Below are 21547 nucleotides of genomic sequence, written 5' to 3' on the forward strand. Positions count from 1 at the left end.
TGGCCGTGTAGATGCCCGCAACGGTATAGGTGTGCGAAACCGTCTCGCCGGTGCCCGTGGCACCGTCTCCAAAGTCCCAGGTGTAAGTGGCTATGCCAATGTCATCAATGGAACCGCTGCCATCAAAACCTACAGCCAATGGCGCAAGGCCCTCGGTCACATCCGAATCAGCAACCGCAACGGGATCTACATTTGGTGGTGAAGTAACAATTATAGTGATTGTTTCTTGATCTGATAACCCAAAACCATCTGTTACCGTAAATGTTGCCTCATAGGTACCAGCTGAGGTGTAGGTGTGGCTTTGAATATTTCCAAATAGGTTAGGACTGCCGTCACCAAAACTCCATTCAGCCTGAACAATGTCATTATTGTCATCCTTTGAATTAAATCCAATGAACTGAACAAGAAGTGGCGCCTCACCTGACGTAGGGAATGCCTCAACAACCGAAACAGGTGGTAGATTTACCTCTACGACTTCAATCACAACAGTTGCAATGCTTGTCAACCCACTTTCATCCGAAACGACATATGTAAAAGAATCTACGCCGACAAAATCAAGATTTGGAGAATAGGAAACAGTATTGGTCTCTTCATTAAGAATTGCATCGCCATTAACTGGATTTTCGATAGAGACAATACTCAATGAATCTCCATTTGGTTCTGAATCATTTTCCAAAAGGTTTGAGAGATTAATCGAAGTATTCTGTTCGGTAATGTATGAATCGTCCACTGCCACGGGTGGTTCATTGATACTTATTTTCAACGAAGTTTCAGCGACCACTCCATTATGATCCGTACCTGCCAATTCAAGGGTAAAACTACCACTAGCATCTTCAGGGACAATACCTGTTAAATTACCGGTCTCAGGATTAAGATTCAACCATGCAGGAATGTTACCGCCGTCATAAGTAGCGGTATAAGTCAGCTTATTACCTGCATAACCTTTATCGAAAGCTACAGCAATATCTTCATTGATGGCCTCTCCGTTTATCATTACAATATCTGAAATAGATTGAGCTGTAGGTTCAGCCTGTGGCCGTATGTTAATGAAATAGAAGGTGTTATCGTTCCAATCACAGTTGGCAGAACCTGCACCACAACCACCTGCTATATAATCTTGTACCACGATATATTCGTTTGGCACAATATTTCCATCTCTGTCAATCACCTTGTATACCCTAGTTCCCAATAAATCCGGTCTACGGTTGTTTATGCTGTTTCCACCGTCTGAAGGGTAATTATTACCAATTACGATTCTGAAAGGTTCTGTAATTGTATTTGCAACATCAAAATTCATGACCGACAAATCCGTTGAACTACGAGGTAACAAGGTTTGATACCAACTACCATCATGTGCAAAGTTTACACCACCAACTCTATTATTTCCACCTGCTTGTAATAATTCTGCATCAGCTTGACCGGGACCATGCAATGCGGCTAGTTGAATTCCTATGACAGGTTTTAATGGGTCGGCTTGAACAAATGCATCAGTAAATATTAAATCACCTTCATAACCTTGTTCGATATTCTCCGCAATTGGAAAATTAGAGCTAGGCCTATTAGGATTAGGATTAGGTGGAACAATAGTACCTTCGTCATTTACAATGCTCAACATAGATGTTTGAAAACCAAATGCATCGATAACTTCCTGTGCTGTAATCTCAGAATTTCCTTCATAAGCTGTTTGGTAAGCACCGTGAAGGGTAGCACCAGATTCTAAGGGATTATCTGCATTAGAGACAAAAGTAATTTCCTCTCGATAGGTTCCTCGATTTCCAACAGCTCGTATAAATCTAACTTCCAAATCGATAAATTCATCAGGTTGCACCGCAATTGGATATTCTGTTAGCAGTACTTGTGCTTCACTATAAATTTCAAATTCAAAATTATTAACGGATGGAAGAATTATATCATCTATAATAAGAACGCCACTACCATTGTTTTTAATACGCATAGTATTCGTGTCGAAAATTCCTGCTGTTGGCCTAGAATCCCTGTTGCCCACATTATGAAAGGTAAAATAGTCTTCTGCAGGGAATCCTCTATCCGTACCGGGTACTTTGGTCATATTCTCAATGGCCAATAGTGCTCCGGTGGCAGCCTCAATAATAAAATTGTAACTTTTAACAGCTGTATTTCCATTTCCATCAACTGCAGTGACCTCTAATGTATGGCTTCCCAAATCCATGACGGAAAATGGTGTTGTAAAAGCAACCGAAGTTCCACCATCCAAAACATATTCTATACTGGAAATACCGCTTCCGTTCTGATCGGTGGCCTCTAAAGTAATCTCAACGGACCCCCTATACGTGTCTAGGGCACTGATATTACCATCAAAAGAAGCCGTTATTATTGGCGGAACCAGTGCTTGATCAATCGGTGCCAATCTGATATAATTCGGCTTGGTGTTTTCACCACCCGCACCCAAAGATAGCCTGAGTTTACCATTGGTAACATCAACCAACTCTGTATTTTCAAAATTAATTGGACCATTTGTGGTATTTTCTTGATCGTAATCAATTACAGTAACACCGTTCACGTCCAAAACATGGTTGCTATCGGTAAAATCGGAATCACCGACACTTATATTCACGTAATAGGAACCATTTGGAACATCTACCAACCAGTCTCTTGTTGGATTTACCGCCTGATTACCATGACCTATAATATTAAATGTGCTCAAAAGGGCATCACCACCTCGATTTCTTGCGCTCGCAGACCCATCTGCCGGTGTTTCTGTTCCTGGTTCTACCCAACCAAATGATATGTCACCCTGAGTGGTAGTCTGCACACCATAAGGCAAGCCAATATCATCAACGTAACCAGCTGGTGAAGCAATAATATCGTCGGGGTCTTGGAAATTAAATTGGTACGTAAATAAGATTTCATTGGTGACAGTTAGACTAACGTTCGCTACCACATCGTTGTAATTAGGTGCAGAAGCTGTAAAGGTTGCGGTGTAATTTCCTATTCCCAGGCCTTCGGAATCAACACCTATCGCCATTGGTGTACCCAATTCCGCTTCGGGTAAGATTAACCAATCTTCAGAAGCAACCAATGTTACCTCCTGGGCTGTAATTGCTCCATTACTCGTTAAAGTAATGTTCTGTGTTGGAACATTCTCCTGATTTATGGCCGCTGTAAAATCAAGTTCTTCTGGATTGAAATCTAAAACCAAGGTTCCGTCTTCAAACGGTACTACGTTTTGAATTACAAAAATATAATCTTGATAGTCCCCATTACTTGCATCTTCAAAGGCAACCAAATAACTGTTCTCTATAATATTACCTTCCCTATCCTTAACTGGATATATACGTGTTCTATGTGCTACACCATCAGTATTTATGGCGTCTTCGGTATAATTTGTTCTCTGGAAGAAATTAGAATCTGTATAAATACCAAAAACTGCACCTTGAGGATCAAATTCATCACTACCTGACTCCAACGATGGGAACAAAGTTTGAGCATTGTCTATGCCATTGGCCAAAACACCAACTTCATTTAATGAATTACCGGAATCAGTAAACCAACCAAAAGGCACTTCTTCTGGTGGCGAATAACGCCCAACAGGAGTAATAATGACAGGATTATCACTTGATTTAACGAATAAATCCACACTAACTTCTTCGCCTTGGGGGGTCGGGCTTGTGCCAACTGCAAGGTTGTCCCAACCTACATCAATGCCAATACCCAAAGCGTTTACTACATCTTGTAATGGCGGTTCATCCAGACCTTCATATCCTGATTTTTTAAGGGAGTGAAGGCCAACTGAAAAAGTTGGGTTTTGAGAATCATTGCTTACGATTTCAAGAGTTGCCTCTTGATAACCCAAATCACTATTGTTTAAATCAGGTGTATAAGTAATCGTATATTCAATGCTTTCACCTGAATTTACGGTTTGGGCGCCGCTTGGACTTACCGCATTAAACTGGTCAGCAAAGGTTCCCACAATTGAAGCAGCTGTAATATTCAATACATCATTTCCAATATTACTTATTTCAACCACCTGAGTATCCGTATTTTGACCTTCATTAGGATTGGTGATAGGATCAGCATTATTGGTAGCTTCAAAAATCAATTCATCAGGTGTAGCAACAATTTCTGGCCCCACGGTTGCGGGCGTACCGGCCCTCAACAAGGTTAGTCTCGGTATACCACCGCCACCGCGGTCGTATTCGGAAATGTACATATTACCCGTGAGCGGGTCTTCAACAACATCAAGTGGATCATCAAAACCGCTTAAGCCTGGAATACCGTTATAAGCATCTTGTATATCCCCATCCAGTTTCGGATCGAGACCCAATAAATCGTCCTGTCCGCTAAAACGCGCAACAAAAAGTAATCCTTTAAGCTTACCGTCAAAGGCATCACTTTTATATTCGATGACACCATTTGGTGATTTGTTGAAGGCAAAATCGTAGGCTGGTTCGCTGTAGTTAGGATCCGGTCCTAAATTATCAGGATATTTGGACACATCGGTATCCGTTCCCGTTTGACCAGGCACACCGCTATAAGGAGCTCCTCCGTGATTTAAGACAAACTCCCCCCTATATGGGTTTGGATGACCATGATATGTTCCTCCCTGCGTCTTGAACAACCAGTCTTTTTGGGTTTCGCCACCGTTTAAGGCGGGCACGTCAGTTATAGAAGTCAGACCGTCAATTCTCCTTGCAAGAAGATAGTCATCCGTAGATGGAGAATTTGGTGAACTACTGTTATTACCTGCCGTACCATTGGTAGGTATGTATAACCATCCATTCGAATGCCAAATCAGATCATAGGCATTTCTTACTCCCGTGGCGAATATGGTCAAAGGAGAACTATTCGCATAAGGATTGTAAGTACCGTTGCTCATCGTCAAACTATTTGACGAGGCACTATTTATTACCGAAATATCATCGGTAGTATATGCACTCAAGGGTAATGGCCCGTTCAATTTGTCCAACTCCACCTTTAAAATGGCCGCTGCCAATAAACGCTCAGCTCTAAAGCCCCAAGCAGCATCTGGCTCGCCTCCAGCTGAATTGCTACCTTGAGTGATATACAAGTCGCCAGCATCATCAAAAGCCAAACTATTCGTCAAATGGTCTTTTGTAGATCTGGGTAAATGGATAATCAAATCTTCCACGATTGACAAGTCTGGCCCACTTAACTTGGTCAACACACCATCCCATTCAGGACCATTGGTTATTGAAGCTGTGCTATGTGTTACATAGGCGATAAGATTGTCAGCTGTTGAAGCTGGATCAAAGGCAAAACCAATAATCAGACGGTCATTGTTATTTCTGGAACCATCAATAGGATGAGGAGCTCCCTGTAATACAGGAGTCAAAATTTCTAGATTGCTCAAAGTGCCGTCAAGTGCCATATCCCATCTGAAAATCTGACCATCTGAGGAGAAATCACCGATTGTACTTGCGTATAGTTTTCCATCAGGACCCACAGTCAAACTTGAAAAACGTTGATTTTCAGTGCCCGGGCCTAGATTTGTATTTCCAAATACCTTTGTAAACTCAACTCCTGTCAAATCTCGGGTCGGCACCGAGGTATCGTCAAATTCTCCAGTTGTAAATGTGGATTCGAATGGAATAAATGAAAGCCGATCATTTACATCGCCGATTAAATTGGCTTCAATATTGCTTGACAATCTAAATACATAGGTCGTAAATTCTTTGAGGTCGCTCAAAGGAGTCAATACAATAATATCTCCTCCTCCTGAATCATTTGCATTTGAAGGAATGTTGACTTCCCCTCCAGCGGTAACTTCAAATAGATTTACATTACCTGAAAGCGTATTTTCATCGAGTTCATAACCCGATGGAACAACAAACTCCACATTAACCTGGAATTCCTCGAGGGCAACGTCAGTGGCATCGTCAAAAGGGGTAACGTTCGTAACAAAAGGTTGATCGCTTGTTGAGCTTTGGACAATCTCCAAAGAATTAATTTTGGTGTTCGTACCCCCAAAGGCATCAATGGTCAATCTTCCATCGGTTACTGAAACCGTAGTACTGCCTGAAGTAAATTTAGTCGGTGCCCCTACGGCACCAGAAGGAACAAATCTGTCAATGATATTTACACCCTCTACGTTAATTGTGTGTCCAGTACCCACAACGTCTTCATTGTTTGGATCTCCAACACCTACCGATACAATATAACTGCCATTAGGCACTTCAATCTCCCAAATACCTTCCGTATCCACTCCATTGTTCCCGTTCGGAACATCGCTATATTGCATATGGTTTAAAGTATTCTGTAAAATATCGACACCATCCACCTCACGGTTACGTGCATTGGAAGACAAATCAAGAGGTGTAGCGCCGTCTGTTGTTAACCAACCATAGGTCAATCCGTTATCACGAAGACCATAGCCCAATCCTGCATCTTGCTCATAACCGGCCGGTGGAATATCAATCGCTCTGGAGAAATTGATGTTTACAGGCTCAAATGTGACTACATTATCAGATTGTATGCCAAAATCCTCAAAGGTATATGCTACTAAAGTACCAGCATCTTCGCGTCTTTTGGTGGCAAAAATTCCAGCAAAACTTAAATCCAAATAATCCTCGTTACCATCGATATACGAATCTGGTAATGGTAAGGAACCAAGTTCGGTTTCCGCACCACCATTTAATGTGTAGAAGGCTACCAATAAATCGTTGAGCTTATCAACATAAAGTCTAAGTTTCACAGAACTTATATTCAAATCTGGAACAGTAACTATCACTTGGTCGGTGTCTGCAGAAATTGTTGCCAACTCAGACCTCAGTTCAACTTGTGAATTACCATTGGCAACCAATTTCACAAAATTGTCTTCATCAAGACCGAACCAAACTCCAGCTTGTTCAGAATCATTATCGGTATCTGTATACGGATTTACGATAGTGGTGGAAATACTGAAATTGCCATATAATGAAGCATCAATACCCACACCCAGCGTATTAATCTGTGAATTGGTTTCTGTACTTGCTGCAGGTTTCACATATGCAATACCCTTATTTGCCGTGATAATCAAGTTTCCATTGGAGAGTGTCAATTGATTTGGTTCAAAACCGGGAACATCTGTATTGAAAATTGAGCCATCTTCCGGTATTCTGGCGGAAGGATCATCTACCATTGTAAAACCAGTGTCTGCCAAACCTCCTTCTTCGCCATCAAAGGTCAAATTGTATGGAAGGGCCACTTCGATTTCACCACAATCCAGAATGCTAATCGGCGTACAACCAGCAACCGGTTCGTCATTCGCAGGTCTTAAGTTTCTTGCAATTACCACAATATCTTGATAATCCCATCCTTGTATATGCTCTTCTGTTGCAATTATGTATGCATCGTCTTCACCTGGAAGTTCATATACCCTTACATGATGGGGTATGGCTCCATTAAACGTATTCAATATATCTTCACTGAATAGCTGTCTATTGTTAAAGAAAGGCCACTCATTGTAGAACCCAAATTCTTGAATGCCCGGATCAAACTCCAACACACCATTTACAGGTGCATTTAGGGTCTGGCCATTACTGGTGGGGGTGTTATCTACTGTAAAAATTTGGTTCAATGTATTTGTATCTCCCGCAGGATACCAACCAAAAGCAACTATTGGGTCATTTGCTGTAGGGCCATAAACACTCAACACCTCGAGTGTTATGGGTGCCTCAATTGCCCTTTCAAAAGTTTGGGCATCAATTTCGTCGCCCAATAGCACATTGTATGTTCCTGTAGAAGTGATAATGTTGGTGGTGGGATCGTCATCACCCACGTTTACGATACCGGCACCTAATTGGGTATCCAATATCCATTGTAATGAAGGTTCATTTGGGCCTCCGGTTCCTGTTTTGCCCAAACCTCTCAAATTGATGGTAACAGGATCGCCATCTGTTCCCGTGATTATTAATGAAGCGACTTTGGGTCCAACACTACTTGGATCAAAACTTACCGTGAATGACCCTGAATTTTGCTGCGAAATGCTCGTTGGCAAACCAATTATTTCAAAATCATTACCATCTACCCCAGTAATTTGGGCCTGAATATTATCCAAGCTTGCATTTCCAAGATTGGAAATTAAAATTTCTTCTTCAAAAGTATCGTTACCACTGGCAATGGCATCTCCAATGACCTCTTCAGTATTTACGACGATGATAGGTGCGGGAGCTGTGGCGTTCTTTGGCTTGAGAAGTACGATTTGACTTCTACCGTAGTCCGAAACGTAGATATTTCCATTGGTCACATCTTCTACCAAATCCAACGGTTCCGCAAAACCACCAAAACCCGGAATACTTTCACTGAACGTATCGATATCTCCGTTTGGTCCATCAGGAACCAAGGCGATTATATCACTGCGCCCACTATATCTACATACCAAAATAGCACCTTGAAGATTACCGTTTTCGGCAGTACTCTGGTATTCGATAACCCCATTGGGCGACTTGTTGAATTCAAAATCAAAAGCGGCTCCGCGATAGTTGATATCAGCGACAACATTGTTATAGGCCGCATTGTTCACATCTGCATCCCCTCTATTTAAGACAAATTCCCCCCTAAACGGGTTTGGGTGCCCATAATAACCAATGGTTGAATTTGGGTCAATCCTAAATAGCCAGTCCCTTTGTGTATTGTTTCCGTTGGATGCTTGAATTACAGGATAATCACCACTTTGATCGTCATGGTCATAAATGGTTCCATCAGGTCTTGGCATATCATCTATTGATGCTGGCGCATTGCTACCCCCTGCAGTGCCATTGGTAGGTATATACAACTGACCGTTTGAATGCCACACCAAATCATAAGCGTTTCTGATACCCGTAGCATATAAAGTCAAGGGGGCATCAACATAATAAGGGTTATAAAGGCCATCAAGAGTTGGCGAGTTTACATTGACCGCTTTTATGGCATCGATATTTTGTGTTGTCCTTACGTTCAATGGAAGTGGATTTGGCAATTTGGTCAAATCCAACCTCAAGGCAGCGGCTGACAATAGCCTTTCAGGTCTATTGCCCCACGAATTATCGGGTGCGCCTGCAGCACTGTTACTACCTTGATTGAAATAAAGCATGTTAGGCTCTCCTGGCCTAAAGGCAATACTGTTCGTCAAATGGTCTCTTATCGACCTGGGGAGATCTGTGACCAAAATTTCTTCATTTTGAAGATTGGCACCCGATATTCTGGATATTTTTCCATCCCACTCCGGAGCACCGCTCAATGCACCTGACTGGTGCGATATGTAGGCAACAAGATTACCAGAGGTAGCGCTGGGATCAAAGGTCAATCCAATCGCTGCCCTAGATGCATAGGCGTTCTTCCATTCAGTTAGGACTTCTTCGTTCGCCAAAGTCCCATCTGAAGCTATTGTATACCTATGGATGTCACCATCTATCTTAAGGGCATAGAGCTTGCCATCTGGACCGATGGTCAATGTGGTATACTTACCTCCTGAACCTACGACCCCCTCATTGTCAAAACCTACGTTACCCAAATCCGTTCCACCGCCAGTGTTACTGGATCCCGTGGTAAAGATAGATTCGAAAACCTGAAAAGCCTCTCCTGTCAAATCCGTTACACCGTCAATTCTGAAGCGATAGGTTGTATTGGCCTCCAAAGGCTGTACAGGGTTTAAATTGATGGCATCTCCTCCACCTGTTCCATTTACAGTTGCTTGCAGCGCAACATTGCTGCCAACTTTAAAGAGCTGCACCGTACTGGTCGTGATAGTTGCATTGTCAACACCAAAAACGATATTGCCATTCCCATCGGGCGTACCATTTGGCAAGAAAAGGTCATTTGCCGAAAGGCTCGTGTTTACTGAAACCCCGGTGGATCCATCGGCAGGGATGATGCCTACAACACGTGGCGCTTGAGCCTGGTCATCCGAGGAAACAATTTGAACATAATTAATTTTTGTGTTGAAACCACCTGTTGCATCCAAAGTCAGGCGCCCATCGCTAACAACTACGGTCGCAGAACCTGAGGTGTACCTAGTACTTGCACCGGCCGCTCCTGTTGGGGAAAACTGATCAATAACCGTAATTCCCTCTGCATTGATATTATGTGTAGGCGTATCATTATCATCACCATCAACCGTTGGGTCTCCCACCCCCACAGTAACAAGATAGGTTCCATTGGGGACTTCGATTTCCCATATTCCTTCAGTATCAACACCGTTGTTTCCATTTACTATATCACCATACTGCATATGTACGAGCGTCTTTTCCAGAACACCAACACTTGCAATATTTCTGAACCTTGAATTGGCTGTCAGGTCCAAAACGGTTTCTCCATCAGTTTCCAACCAACCATAGTTGAACCCATTTTCTCTGTCTCCAAAAGCTTCACCCGAATCTTTTAAATAATCTTGTGGGGTATTGGTGGCAGGGTCAGAAAAGTTGATGTTTACGGCAAAATCATTTGATGCAGGAGTGACCGTTAAGTTTATCGTAATCTGGGTATTTTGGTAGCCAAGTCCAGAGTCATCAATTGTATTTACAATTTCGTTGTAGCTTCCAGAAGCTAATCCAGTGGCGTTTATATTAAAGATCACTTCGCCTGTAGTACTGCTAGAAGGCGTAACAACCCAAGATTGGCCAGACTCAAGCGAATAATCGATTAGAAGGTTCGGGTCTTCTGGGGTTGCTGTCAATATTGCGGTTTGACCCGCTACCGTACCGTTCTCCTCGATTGTGAAATTAAGTTCAGTGACATCAAAGGTAAGAGTAGGTTGAACGGCTTCCTCGTTTACCTTAAAATAATCAAAAGTGGCATCGAAGCTATTTGAATTATCTCTATGTGTAGCATAAACTCCTGCAAATGAGGCCAGTCCAACTTGTGCATCAATCTCTTTTCCTGATAAATAACTTGATGGCAATGCAAGATTGTCAAATCCAGTTTTTGTTAATTGCGTGAAATTTATATCGTCCAGAGAATAAAAGGCCGTTAAGGTTTCCGCATTTGGATCCACTACTAGACGAAGGGTAACATCCGCCCCGGAAGCGTTTGCAATCACCTGAATCTGATCGGGTGAGTTTCCTACATTGGAAGAAGCACCGGCAATTTCGCGGCGCATTTCGATATTATCACCGTTCACGTTGAGTTTTACAAAATTTTCATCGTCAGTGCCAAACCATAGCCCTGCCTGTGCTGCATTTCCCCCAGTGGTAATTGCCAGTAATTTGGTCTCAATGGTTAAAGTACCAAATATATCTTGCAGACCAACACCCAAAGTATTGATTTGGGCATTGTTGTCCAAATAGGAAATACCCTTGTTGGCACTAATGACCAAATTGTTTCCTACAAGAGAAATGTTGCCCGGTTCGTAACCGGGTACAGCAGGGTTGCTTGGTGTTCCATCCTGAGGTACTCGGGTTCCTGAATAAGGGTCCACCATGGTAAAGCCGGTATTGGACAAGCCATCCTCAGAACCATCAAAACTTAGGTCTACCTGGGTATCGACCACAATTTGATCACAAGGTAGAGTACTAAGTGGATTACAAGGTGCGGATGCTTCGGTCACCGTCACAGTCCAATCCTGTGTCGTGGTACCGTCCTCGGCAGTTATGGTATAAACGAAAGGTGCACTGAAATCTTGAGCTATGTCTGACAAGGGACTAATCGTAGCTCCCGCCGATACATCGATGGTTGGAGTCAGCGAGGTCAGTACGGTTCCGTTCAGCACCTCTATGGCAATAGTGTGAGCCGTCTCGTCAATGACTGCATCACCTGTCTGCTCGGTGATTGAGAAAGAAGCCACATCCGTATCCGTCGATGCTGGAGGAGCGGCCTCTGTTACCGTGACGGTCCAGTCTTGAGTGGTGGTACCGTCCTCGGCAGTTATGGTATAAACGAAAGGTGCACTGAAATCTTGAGCTGTGTCTGACAAGGGACTAATCGTAGCTCCCGCCGATACATCTATTGTTGGAGTCAGCGAGGTCAGTACGGTTCCATTGTCTACCTCTATCGTGACCGTGTGTACTGTCTCGTCAACGACAGCATCCCCTATCTGCTCGGTCATGATGAAAGATGCAATATCAGTCTCGTCACTCAAGATAATCTGCTCTTGCTCAATCGAGAAATCCTTGAACAGAACAATTATTGGTTGATCAACACCGGCATTGCGATGTGTGGTAAATATCCCGGCGAAACTCAATAAGTCAGAAGGATTCGAGGCATCGTATGAAACACCATCAAAGTAAAAATCAGGAATAGGGAGTGAATTTGAAGTGCCATCGGTCACCAAGGTCTCCGATTCTGTCCCCAAGGTATAATATCCTCGAACCGTGTTGGTAACGGTGTCAAATTCTAATCGTAATCTTAAAGAATCGCCCGCGTTAAAGGAAAGCCCGTCCAAATTCACCTCGGTAATCGATCCCGGGTCATTGGTCAGATCCTCGACCTGTAACTGTATACGTTGGGTAGTAGTGTTGGTCTTGGAAACAACCAATTTCACCATACGGTCTTCATCAATACCATACCATACACCGGCCTGCTGCGCACTATTACCCGTACTTGCTGAAAAGTCGGGCACCAATAAGTTGGCACTGATGCTAAATGTGGCGGCAGGGACTTGTAGACCTACCCCCAATGCGTTCATTTGAGAGTTCGTATTGTTACTGTTTGGACTTCTATTGGTAGTAGGTGGCTGACTGAAAAAGATTCCCTTGGTACTGGTAATAGTCAATCCATTCGCATCTTGCGAAATTAGGCTAGGTCCATATCCAGGTATGGCCGGATTGCCAACAGCAAGGTTGTCATCTGAGGTCAACCTCGCACTTGGTTGAAGCACCATGGTCAGTCCAGACTCGGAAAGATTTCCGTTGGCCGTTGTAAAATCAAGTGCTACTGGGAGTGATGCTTTTAATTGATCACATGGAAGAATACTTAGTGGATTACAAACATCGATAAGGTCAATGGTCACTTCGGCACTGGCCTGGTTCTCCCCGTCACTTACCTCGACCGTAAGGACATATTGCGGAGTCACCGCAAAATCCAGTAGGTTCACTGTGGTAATCTCTCCGGTAACAGGATCTATGGCAAAGTCACCTTCACCGTTCCCTGCAGTAATAGTATAGGTGAGCTCAGCTACATCCGTATCCGGATCCGTAGCCGCAACGGTACCTACTGCATCGCCTATAGCCGCCAACTCGGAAATTTCAAAAGTCTGGGCTAATATTACTGGGGGTTGTGACACTGCTGTGGCAGCCTCAACGCTGAAGTCATCAAAGGTCGCTGTGAACTGTGTTCCTGCTCTGTGCGTGACATGAATACCTGCAAAGGAAACATTGTCCTGGCCCCCTGCTGCATTGATATCACGGCCAGTAAAATAATTGGCAGGTAGGGTCAAGCTTCCTAAGGACGTTCTTGTTCCTGTTCCTATAGTGTAAAAACCTTCAACTGTGAAGACCGTAGGATCAATCACCATCTCTAGTAAGACATTGCTTCCAGAGACACCTACTGAATTGACTTGTATCTGTTGTGTTGCATTATCAGAGAATCCTCCTACCTCTACCCGAAGTTCTACATTATCATTATTGACATTGAGTTTTACAAAGTTATCCTCGTCAAAACCATACCAGATCCCTGCTTGCGCCGCACCAGTTCCTGTGACTATATTTAATAGAGTGGATTTTATTGTAATGGTCTCGGATAAATTATCCAGACCTACCCCTAGCGTATTAATTTGATTGTTATTGTTATTACTGGCCGGAGGATCTAAATAGGCAATACCTCCTTGGGATAAAATCGCCAAAGTTCCACTACCTAAAGTAAGTAAGGATGGCTCGTAGCCATTGACTCTGGTATCAGAAATGGCGATATCACCGGCTCTTCTTGCCTCCGAATTTTCTAAAACCGCGGTAAAGCCTGTTCCAGAATCCACAATATCCGATATTGTATTGGCGACGGGAGCGGAGAAGTCTAAGTTTACAGGTAAACTCACCACTACCTCGTCACATGGAAGAATACTTAGTGGATTACAAACATCGATAAGGTCAATGGTCACTTCGGCACTGGCCTGGTTCTCCCCGTCACTTACCTCGACCGTAAGGACATATTGCGGAGTCACCGCAAAATCCAGTAGGTTCACTGTGGTAATCTCTCCGGTAACAGGATCTATGGCAAAGTCACCTTCACCGTTCCCTGCAGTAATAGTATAGGTGAGCTCAGCTACATCCGTATCCGGATCCGTAGCCGCAACGGTACCTACTGCATCGCCTATAGCCGCCAACTCGGAAATTTCAAAAGTCTCTTCGGAAAGCACCGGAGGAAGTGTGGTAATAATTTCTTCTGTGACGGTTACAGTCCATTGCTGCTCTGTTGTTTCATCTTCCGCAGTTACCGTGTAAATCGCCAAACCATCATCCAAATCCGTATTTATTCCCTCCATGGGATTAATTGTTGCCCCATCGGAGAGGGTAATCGTAGGTGCTAAACCAGTGAGTCCGGTACCATTTTCTACTTCTATACTAATGGTTCCTGCTCCTGTATCTATACTCGCTGGAGCTGTTTCTCCGGTAATAGCGAAAGTAAGTATCTCTGTAGCATCGCTTAAAGCAACAGGTAAAATCTCAATAGCCATGACAATTCCCTCATCAACGGTGGCCAAAAAGTCAATATTGAGTTCACCATCAGACACCGTAACATCAAAGGACTCAATATAAGGTGTTTTTTCACCAGCGGTAACAAAAAGGTCGATATCATCAATTACTACATCATCTTCGATAATGACATCAAAAATTCTTGTATTCTGTGCTGTCCTAAGGTTTTCAACCATGTGCAAGGCAATCGTATAAGTACCGTTTGCAATCGGAAAGGCATATCCGAAATCTGCTCCGAGCCTCCTGGGGATATATAAATCCCCATTTCCACCAACCACGGTGTAGGGATTTGTACTAGTAGTTGAAGTTCCTGCAACATATGAAATATCCTCCGCTTGAAATAGATTACCATTGAACATATAATCGCTCCCCGCAACATTCACCCGATAAGGAGCTGTTACCGTGGCTGGTGGAACCGGAACATCTTCAATTACAGAAAAATTCTCGTAAGCAATCTCTAAGGAACCCCCTGTAGAATTCCGTGATGAAGTCATAATACCTGCATAGGTCAACGCTTGTGTTATAGTGCTATTGTCATGATCTACACCTGCTAGAAATGATGCTGGCATGATTAAAGCATTTGTAGCACCGATGACTTGCACTTCGGTTGCCCCATCCAAGGAATAGAACCCTGTTACAGAATTGGTAGATGGGTCTATGGATAATCGTAAGGTGATCGTGGCTCCTGATGCTGATATATTATCCGCAGTATTCAGTTCCTCAATCGTAAGATTCTGATTTGCCCCCGGTAATGCGTCAACAGATTGTTCAAGTGCCAATTGAAAACTCTGATTAGTCCCATTTCTATTCACGGCAACTAGTTTAACAAAGTTGTTCTCATTTAAACCTACCCAAATCCCTGCTTGTTGCGCTCGATTATCAGGGGTAGAGGTATCAAAATTAGGTTGGGCCAAGGTAGCCTCGATATTGATTATATTGGTGGAAGCCGCAAATCCAACCCCCAAGGCGTTCATTTGGGAATTGGTATTGTTACTACGTAGTCCCCCTGAGGGTTGCCGAAAATTTATCCCCTTAGTTGCCGTTACATTTAATAAACCCCCGTTAGTTTCCAAATTAGATACTATTAGTCCAGTAACGGTAGCATCATTATTTGCCTCATCATCAACTAATGGTGATGACGGCGGATCTACGATCGTGAAGCCGGTAGAAAGTAAACCACCATCGGTACCATTAAAGTTTAAGTTAAATGGAAGACTAACTTTTACTTGGTCACAATCCAAAAGACTGATGGTACCACAAGGCGTTTGTGCAAACGCAACTGTGGTAAAGAAGAAAATAATGGATAGAAGCGTAAAATTTTTCATAACGGATAATGTATTAAAACTATGTACAAGAGAAAATGGACTAGTACCAGAATTGGCACCGCCCTTAGAATTTAAAATATCGTTTGATGATATTTGTGTATACGAATTTTTAGAAGGTAGAAATGGTAAATTTCTACTAAAGTAATTTTGTGTCATTCAAATTTGTTTGGTTAAATAACCAAAGCAAATGGGTAGGTATGTTCAGGTTCGTATGTGGGGTACGAATTACATATTTAATTACGGGGGGAAAGAATCGGTCTAAGCGACCAACCATACATAAAAAATAATAACCAAGATTAAGAAAAAAAAGAAATAGAACGAACGCCTTTACTAAATTTTATTAACTTATTCGATGAAATGCAAATTAATTAGGTTCAACTTCAAAAAGTGAAATCCTATTTTTTCGAATTCATATTAACCTTATTGTAATTCTCTTACACGAATTGAAAATAGCGCTATCTCAACATCAGCTTTACCGATTAATGATATAAGAAAATAAAACTTTTTATCCCGTGTTTTTACCTGTTAAAATTGAAATTCTCCAAACCAGCTTTTGTTCATACACCAAGGCAAGAACTTGGTTCTACAATTATCAGATGTGAACTTTGTTTTAAAGCGTTTTGGATTTAGCCTGATTTACTTGAAGTGATTTTTATGAATATGTTGTAAAACAATATTTAAGAAATGGAGCAACTGAATTCTACTATCAGAATTCATAAACTGTTATTATAAGGCAAAAAAAAAGCCTCGAAACGAAAATCGCGTCGAAGCTTTTATTACTCGTGGGCCCTACTGGATTCGAACCAGTGACCCCCTGCTTGTAAGGCAGGTGCTCTGAACCAACTGAGCTAAGAGCCCTAAACGGGGTGCAAATATAGAATTCTTTTAATAAGTCCAAAAGAAAAATCGCAAAAAATTAAAGTACTTCTGCAACCACAAAAGTACTGCCTCCGATATATATGAAATCCGGTGCCAAGGCATTAGACTTTGCGCTATTGTACGCCTCTCTAACACTAGAATATATAGACCCTTTCAAGTTAAAAGCTACTGCCTTATCTTGTAGTGTATTAGCCTCCAGACCTCTTTCAATATTAGGTTTACAAAAATAATACTCGGCCTCCTCTGGAAATAGCGAAAGGATACCCTCTAGATCCTTTTCTTTCACGAATCCCAGAACAACATGTAATCTTGAATATTTTTCTTCTTTCAATTGCTTTAGAACTAACGTTAAGCCTTCCTTATTATGCGCCGTATCACATATAATTTTAGGATTCTCGCCCAACTCCTGCCATCTGCCCATTAAGCCCGTGTTATCCGAAACCTTTAAAAGACCTTCTTTAATATGAATCTTCCTTATGGAAAACCCTTTAAGAGCCTGAAGAGTTGCAAGAACTCCCTTAATATTTTTATTTTGGTAGTCACCTAATAAATCCGTTTTACAAGGTGAATAATGTCCTTGACTCGCAAAGACCAAAGTAGTCTTACATTCTTTGGATTTATCATGGAATACCTGTGCCGTTTCTGGTTGATGTTCACTAACAACGACAGGCACTCCTTTTTTGATAATTCCGGCTTTCTCAAAAGCGATCTCCGGAAGCGTATTGCCCAGTACATCTGTATGGTCATATCCAATGTTCGTTATTAAGCTAACCTCCGGGGTAATTATATTCGTTGAATCTAATCTACCTCCTAAACCTACCTCTATTATAGCGATATCTACCTCTTTCTCTAAAAAACAATCAAAAGCCATACCAACGGTCAACTCAAAGAACGATAGCTGTTGATTTTCTAAGAATGATTTGTGAGCAGCTATGAATTCTACTACTTTGGTTTTACTTATCGGCTTTCCGTTTATGCGAATTCTCTCTCTAAAGTCCTTAAGATGGGGAGAGGTATACAGTCCAACTTTATACCCTGCTTCCTGCAAAATCGAGGCTAACATATGACTACTGGAACCTTTGCCATTAGTCCCGGCGACGTGTATACTCTTAAAGTGATTTTGAGGGCTGTTTAAGTACGAAGCAAATGCTAAGATTCCTTCTAGTTTGGAATTATAAGCTTTTTTTCCTTTTTGCTGATACATTGGAAGTTGTGCGAACATCCAATCAAGAGTCTGCCTGTAGGTCACTCTCCTAATTTAAAGTTTACGACCACAAAACCTACTTGCTGACTAGGAGCGTTAGCATCTAAATTCCATTTATGCATAAAAGCTGTTTTCCTTGCCGGTTCCAAAAGACAAGCACTATTATTGGTCGTACCGCGAACGCCAGGAGTTGCACTAATGACCTTACCGTTTCTATCAACGACGATTTTTACGACCACCCTTCCAGATTCATTACACTCCTGAGGAACTTTACCTTTATTTACCAGTGACCTCCCATTAAGACCATACCCGCCTGTTCCGCTTCCAGAACCTGGCGCTCCATAATAACTAGTGGCATAAGGATCACCATCAGGACTTCCTTTATCTCCTGACCTGTTATCATCACCTTCGCTACCACTTGCAGTACCGTCCGATTTATTGAGACCACCCATCAATTCATCCAACTTTTTCTTTTTGGCCTCCTGTTTCTTTCGAGCACGCTCTTCCGCATCCTTTTTTTGTTGTGCAATTTTAGCAGCCTTGGCCTTCTCACGTTTTATTTTATCCTCAGCTCTTTTCTTCTCCGCCCTTGCGGCGTCCTCGGCTTTCTTCTTGGCTTCTTGCGCCTGTTTTATCCTAATAGCTTCCTCGCTTTCTTTGGTCAACAACTTTTCGGCGGGAGCTCCTTTTTCTACAACTTTTTCGGGTTCTTCTTCTACCACTTCTTCCTCGACCACTTCCTCAATCACCTCTTCTTGTTCGGTAGGTTTAACAAGAGGCATGTCCAGCGGTTCTCTACGTATTTTTTTCTTAGGTTGTACGGTGCCACTTCCAAAATCAGTGGTGCCAAAATTTACGGATATTCCGTTTTCAATGGGCGGGTCCATATAGGTTAGACCAATGTAGAATAAAACCAACAACAAAACACTTAACAACAGTGTTGTAAGTGTAAAGGATTTCTTTTTGTGTCTCGTATCTAAAAATGCCATTTAGTTAGGCCGCACCGCCAAAATGACCTTGTAATTATTCCTGTTGGCAATATCCATAACGTTGACCGCTTCTTTAATGGCAACGTTTTCTTCTGCTCGTAGAATAATAGTAGGTTTTTCTTGACCTTCAAGTGCTTTTTTTAATTCAATTTCAATGTATTCTCCGTTTATTCTCTGGTTGTTCACAAAGTACTGTAAGTGTTTATCTATGCTTACGGAAACGTTTTGTGTGTTGGTAGACTTTCCTTTCGCTTTTGGCAACAATAAATCCAATGCGTTGGGCGAATTTGCAGTGAGCATGAAAAATATCAATAACAGAAAAACGATATCCGTCATTGAGGACATACTAAAGTCTGGACTCACCTTATTTCTTCCTTTCAATTTCATAATGAAAAATTAAAGTGGTTCGTTCAATAAATCCAAAAACTCAACAGCATTGGCCTCCATCTTGTGCACAACCTTATCAGTTCTGTTCACCAAGTGATTATAACCCATATAAGCTATAATACCAACGATTAAACCGGCTACCGTTGTAGTCATCGCCGTATAAATTCCTGACGCCAACGAACCCATTTCTGCCTGTCCTCCACTACTTGCCATTTCATGAAAAGCCAATATCATACCAATTACAGTTCCAAGAAAACCAATCATGGGTGCGGCTCCTGCTACCGTGGCTAATACACTAACATTTTTCTCTAGTTTGTAGACCTCTAAAGTTCCTGCATTTTCTATGGCCGTATTTATATCATCTAAAGGTTTTCCGATTCTAGAGATACCCTTTTCAGTTAACCTTGCCACAGGAGAATCTGTCTGAGCACATAAAATTTTTGCTGCTTCCAGCTTACCGGTAGTTACATGATCCCGAATCTGGTTCATGAAATTTTTATCGATTTTGGAAGCGGCATTAACCGCTAATAAACGCTCAAAATAGATATATAATGCCACGCCTAACATAAGAAAAAGGACGGTAATTATAACTACACTTCCCGTTCCTCCGTTAAACACCAAATCCATTACAGATAGTGTCTTTTCTTCAGATAGTACTTTTTCGGTGGAAACGCCTTGAGCCAAATCTTGAAATAATAACATAGTGTTCTTGATTATCAAATTTGCCTTAATAACGGTGTTTTATCGATAAAATTATCCATGCAGGACAAAATCTCGTAATAAAATAAAAGCAGCTGCACCACTAATAAAACCTACGAATGCCAGCCAAGCTATCTTTTTCAGATACCAGAAGAAATCAATTTTTTCCATTCCCATAGCTACCACCCCGGCCGCAGAACCTATAATGAGCATGCTGCCCCCTGTACCAGCGGAGTAGGCTATAAAATGCCACAAAGGATTATCCATTGGTTCACCGAACATACCCAAACTTGCGGCCACCAAAGGAACATTGTCTATAACCGCCGAACCTACACCGAACAGCATTACCACAATATCAGTATTGGGAATAGCTTCCCTTAAACTCTCTGCATAATGGAACAACATACCTAGTGATTCCAAAGCGGCAACGGCCAATAGTATTCCCAAAAAGAAAAGAATACTTGGTAGTTCTATTTTGGACAAGGAGTGATGTACAGGACTATGATGCCCACCTTCACTATGCTCATCACCATCTACACTGGAAATACTAAACTTTTTATTACTGTATATCTCGGCAAAAGTAGCCACGACCGCTAAAGAAAGCATCATACCTACGTAAGGTGGTAAATGCGTTATGGTCTTGAAGAAAGGAACAAAAACAATAGCTCCCAATCCCAAATAAAGCATAGTAGAACCGTACTTTGATTTCGGAGCTTCTTCTTCAAAATCCCCTTCTATCAAACCGCTGAAAGCTTTATTATTTCCAGCTATAAGTGTAGGTACTACCATACATATTATAGAAGGTATGAGCACATGTACGACCAATTGACCGGCCGAAACCTTGTCGGCAATCCATAACATTGTTGTTGTAACGTCCCCAATTGGAGACCAAGCCCCCCCTGCATTGGCCGCAATAATTATCATACCAGCAAACCAAAGTCTAGTATTTCTGTCGTTTATTACCTTTTGTAAAATAGTTATAAGAACAATTGTAGCCGTAAGATTATCGATTATTGCTGACAGAATAAAAGCAAGAATACAGAACAACCAGAGAAGCTTCTTTTTACTTCGTGTCCTTATAAAACCTTTAATGGTAGCAAAGCCATCAAAATAATCTATGATTTCCACTATAGTCATGGCACCTAGCAAGAACACCAAAATTTCTGCGGTCTTACCAAGATGATGTAATAGTATTTCGTCTATATGGCTGGGTTCCAACTCCCTTAACTCGGAATTAACTTCAAAAACAGACATGTGATTTAATGCGATAATCGCCCATAAAATGGCCATCATTGCCAATGCTGGTATTAATTTGTCTATTTTAAGATTGTGCTCTAAGGTAATGGCTAAATAACCCGCCAAAAAGACTATAATAATTATGGTTTCCATTATGAGTTGGTTTTAATGTTCTATTCTTTGGAAGTGTGAAAATACAATCAATTTATAAAAATTGAAATTCCTTAAAGATATTTAAAAATGTCTTTC

The 21547-nt window shown here is 41.9% G+C and carries 6 protein-coding genes and 1 tRNA gene; all 7 read right to left on the minus strand.

The genetic code is table 11. The annotated features are described in order from the left end of the window. On the minus strand, positions 1–15904 hold a 15904-nt coding region (locus BFP77_RS09800), incomplete at its 3' end, for a PKD domain-containing protein (RefSeq protein ID WP_180272337.1). A gap of 783 nt (positions 15905–16687) precedes the next feature. Further along, positions 16688–16762, minus strand: a tRNA-Val gene (locus BFP77_RS09805). A gap of 58 nt (positions 16763–16820) precedes the next feature. Next, on the minus strand, positions 16821–18032 hold the full coding sequence (locus BFP77_RS09810) for a bifunctional folylpolyglutamate synthase/dihydrofolate synthase (RefSeq protein WP_099573857.1): 1212 nt from the start codon (positions 18030–18032) through the stop codon (positions 16821–16823). Then, positions 18029–18976 carry an energy transducer TonB gene (locus BFP77_RS09815; protein WP_099573858.1) on the minus strand — a complete coding sequence of 316 codons (948 nt, stop codon included), beginning with the start codon at positions 18974–18976 and terminating at the stop codon, positions 18029–18031. Before BFP77_RS09815 ends, BFP77_RS09810 begins: the two co-directional genes overlap by 4 nt. Beyond that, a complete protein-coding gene (locus BFP77_RS09820) occupies positions 18977–19363 on the minus strand; it encodes an ExbD/TolR family protein (RefSeq protein WP_099573859.1) in 387 nt (128 codons plus the stop codon). A 9-nt stretch (positions 19364–19372) separates the two neighbouring features. After that, positions 19373–20065 (minus strand): MotA/TolQ/ExbB proton channel family protein, encoded by a 693-nt coding sequence (locus BFP77_RS09825; RefSeq protein ID WP_099573860.1) that lies wholly within the window; start codon positions 20063–20065, stop codon positions 19373–19375. A 51-nt stretch (positions 20066–20116) separates the two neighbouring features. After that, entirely contained in the window at positions 20117–21451 is a 1335-nt protein-coding gene (nhaD, locus tag BFP77_RS09830; RefSeq protein WP_099573861.1) for a sodium:proton antiporter NhaD, read from the minus strand. Positions 21452–21547 lie beyond the last annotated feature (96 nt).

Source organism: Maribacter sp. 4U21, assembly GCF_002742365.1.
GTDB lineage: Bacteria > Bacteroidota > Bacteroidia > Flavobacteriales > Flavobacteriaceae > Maribacter.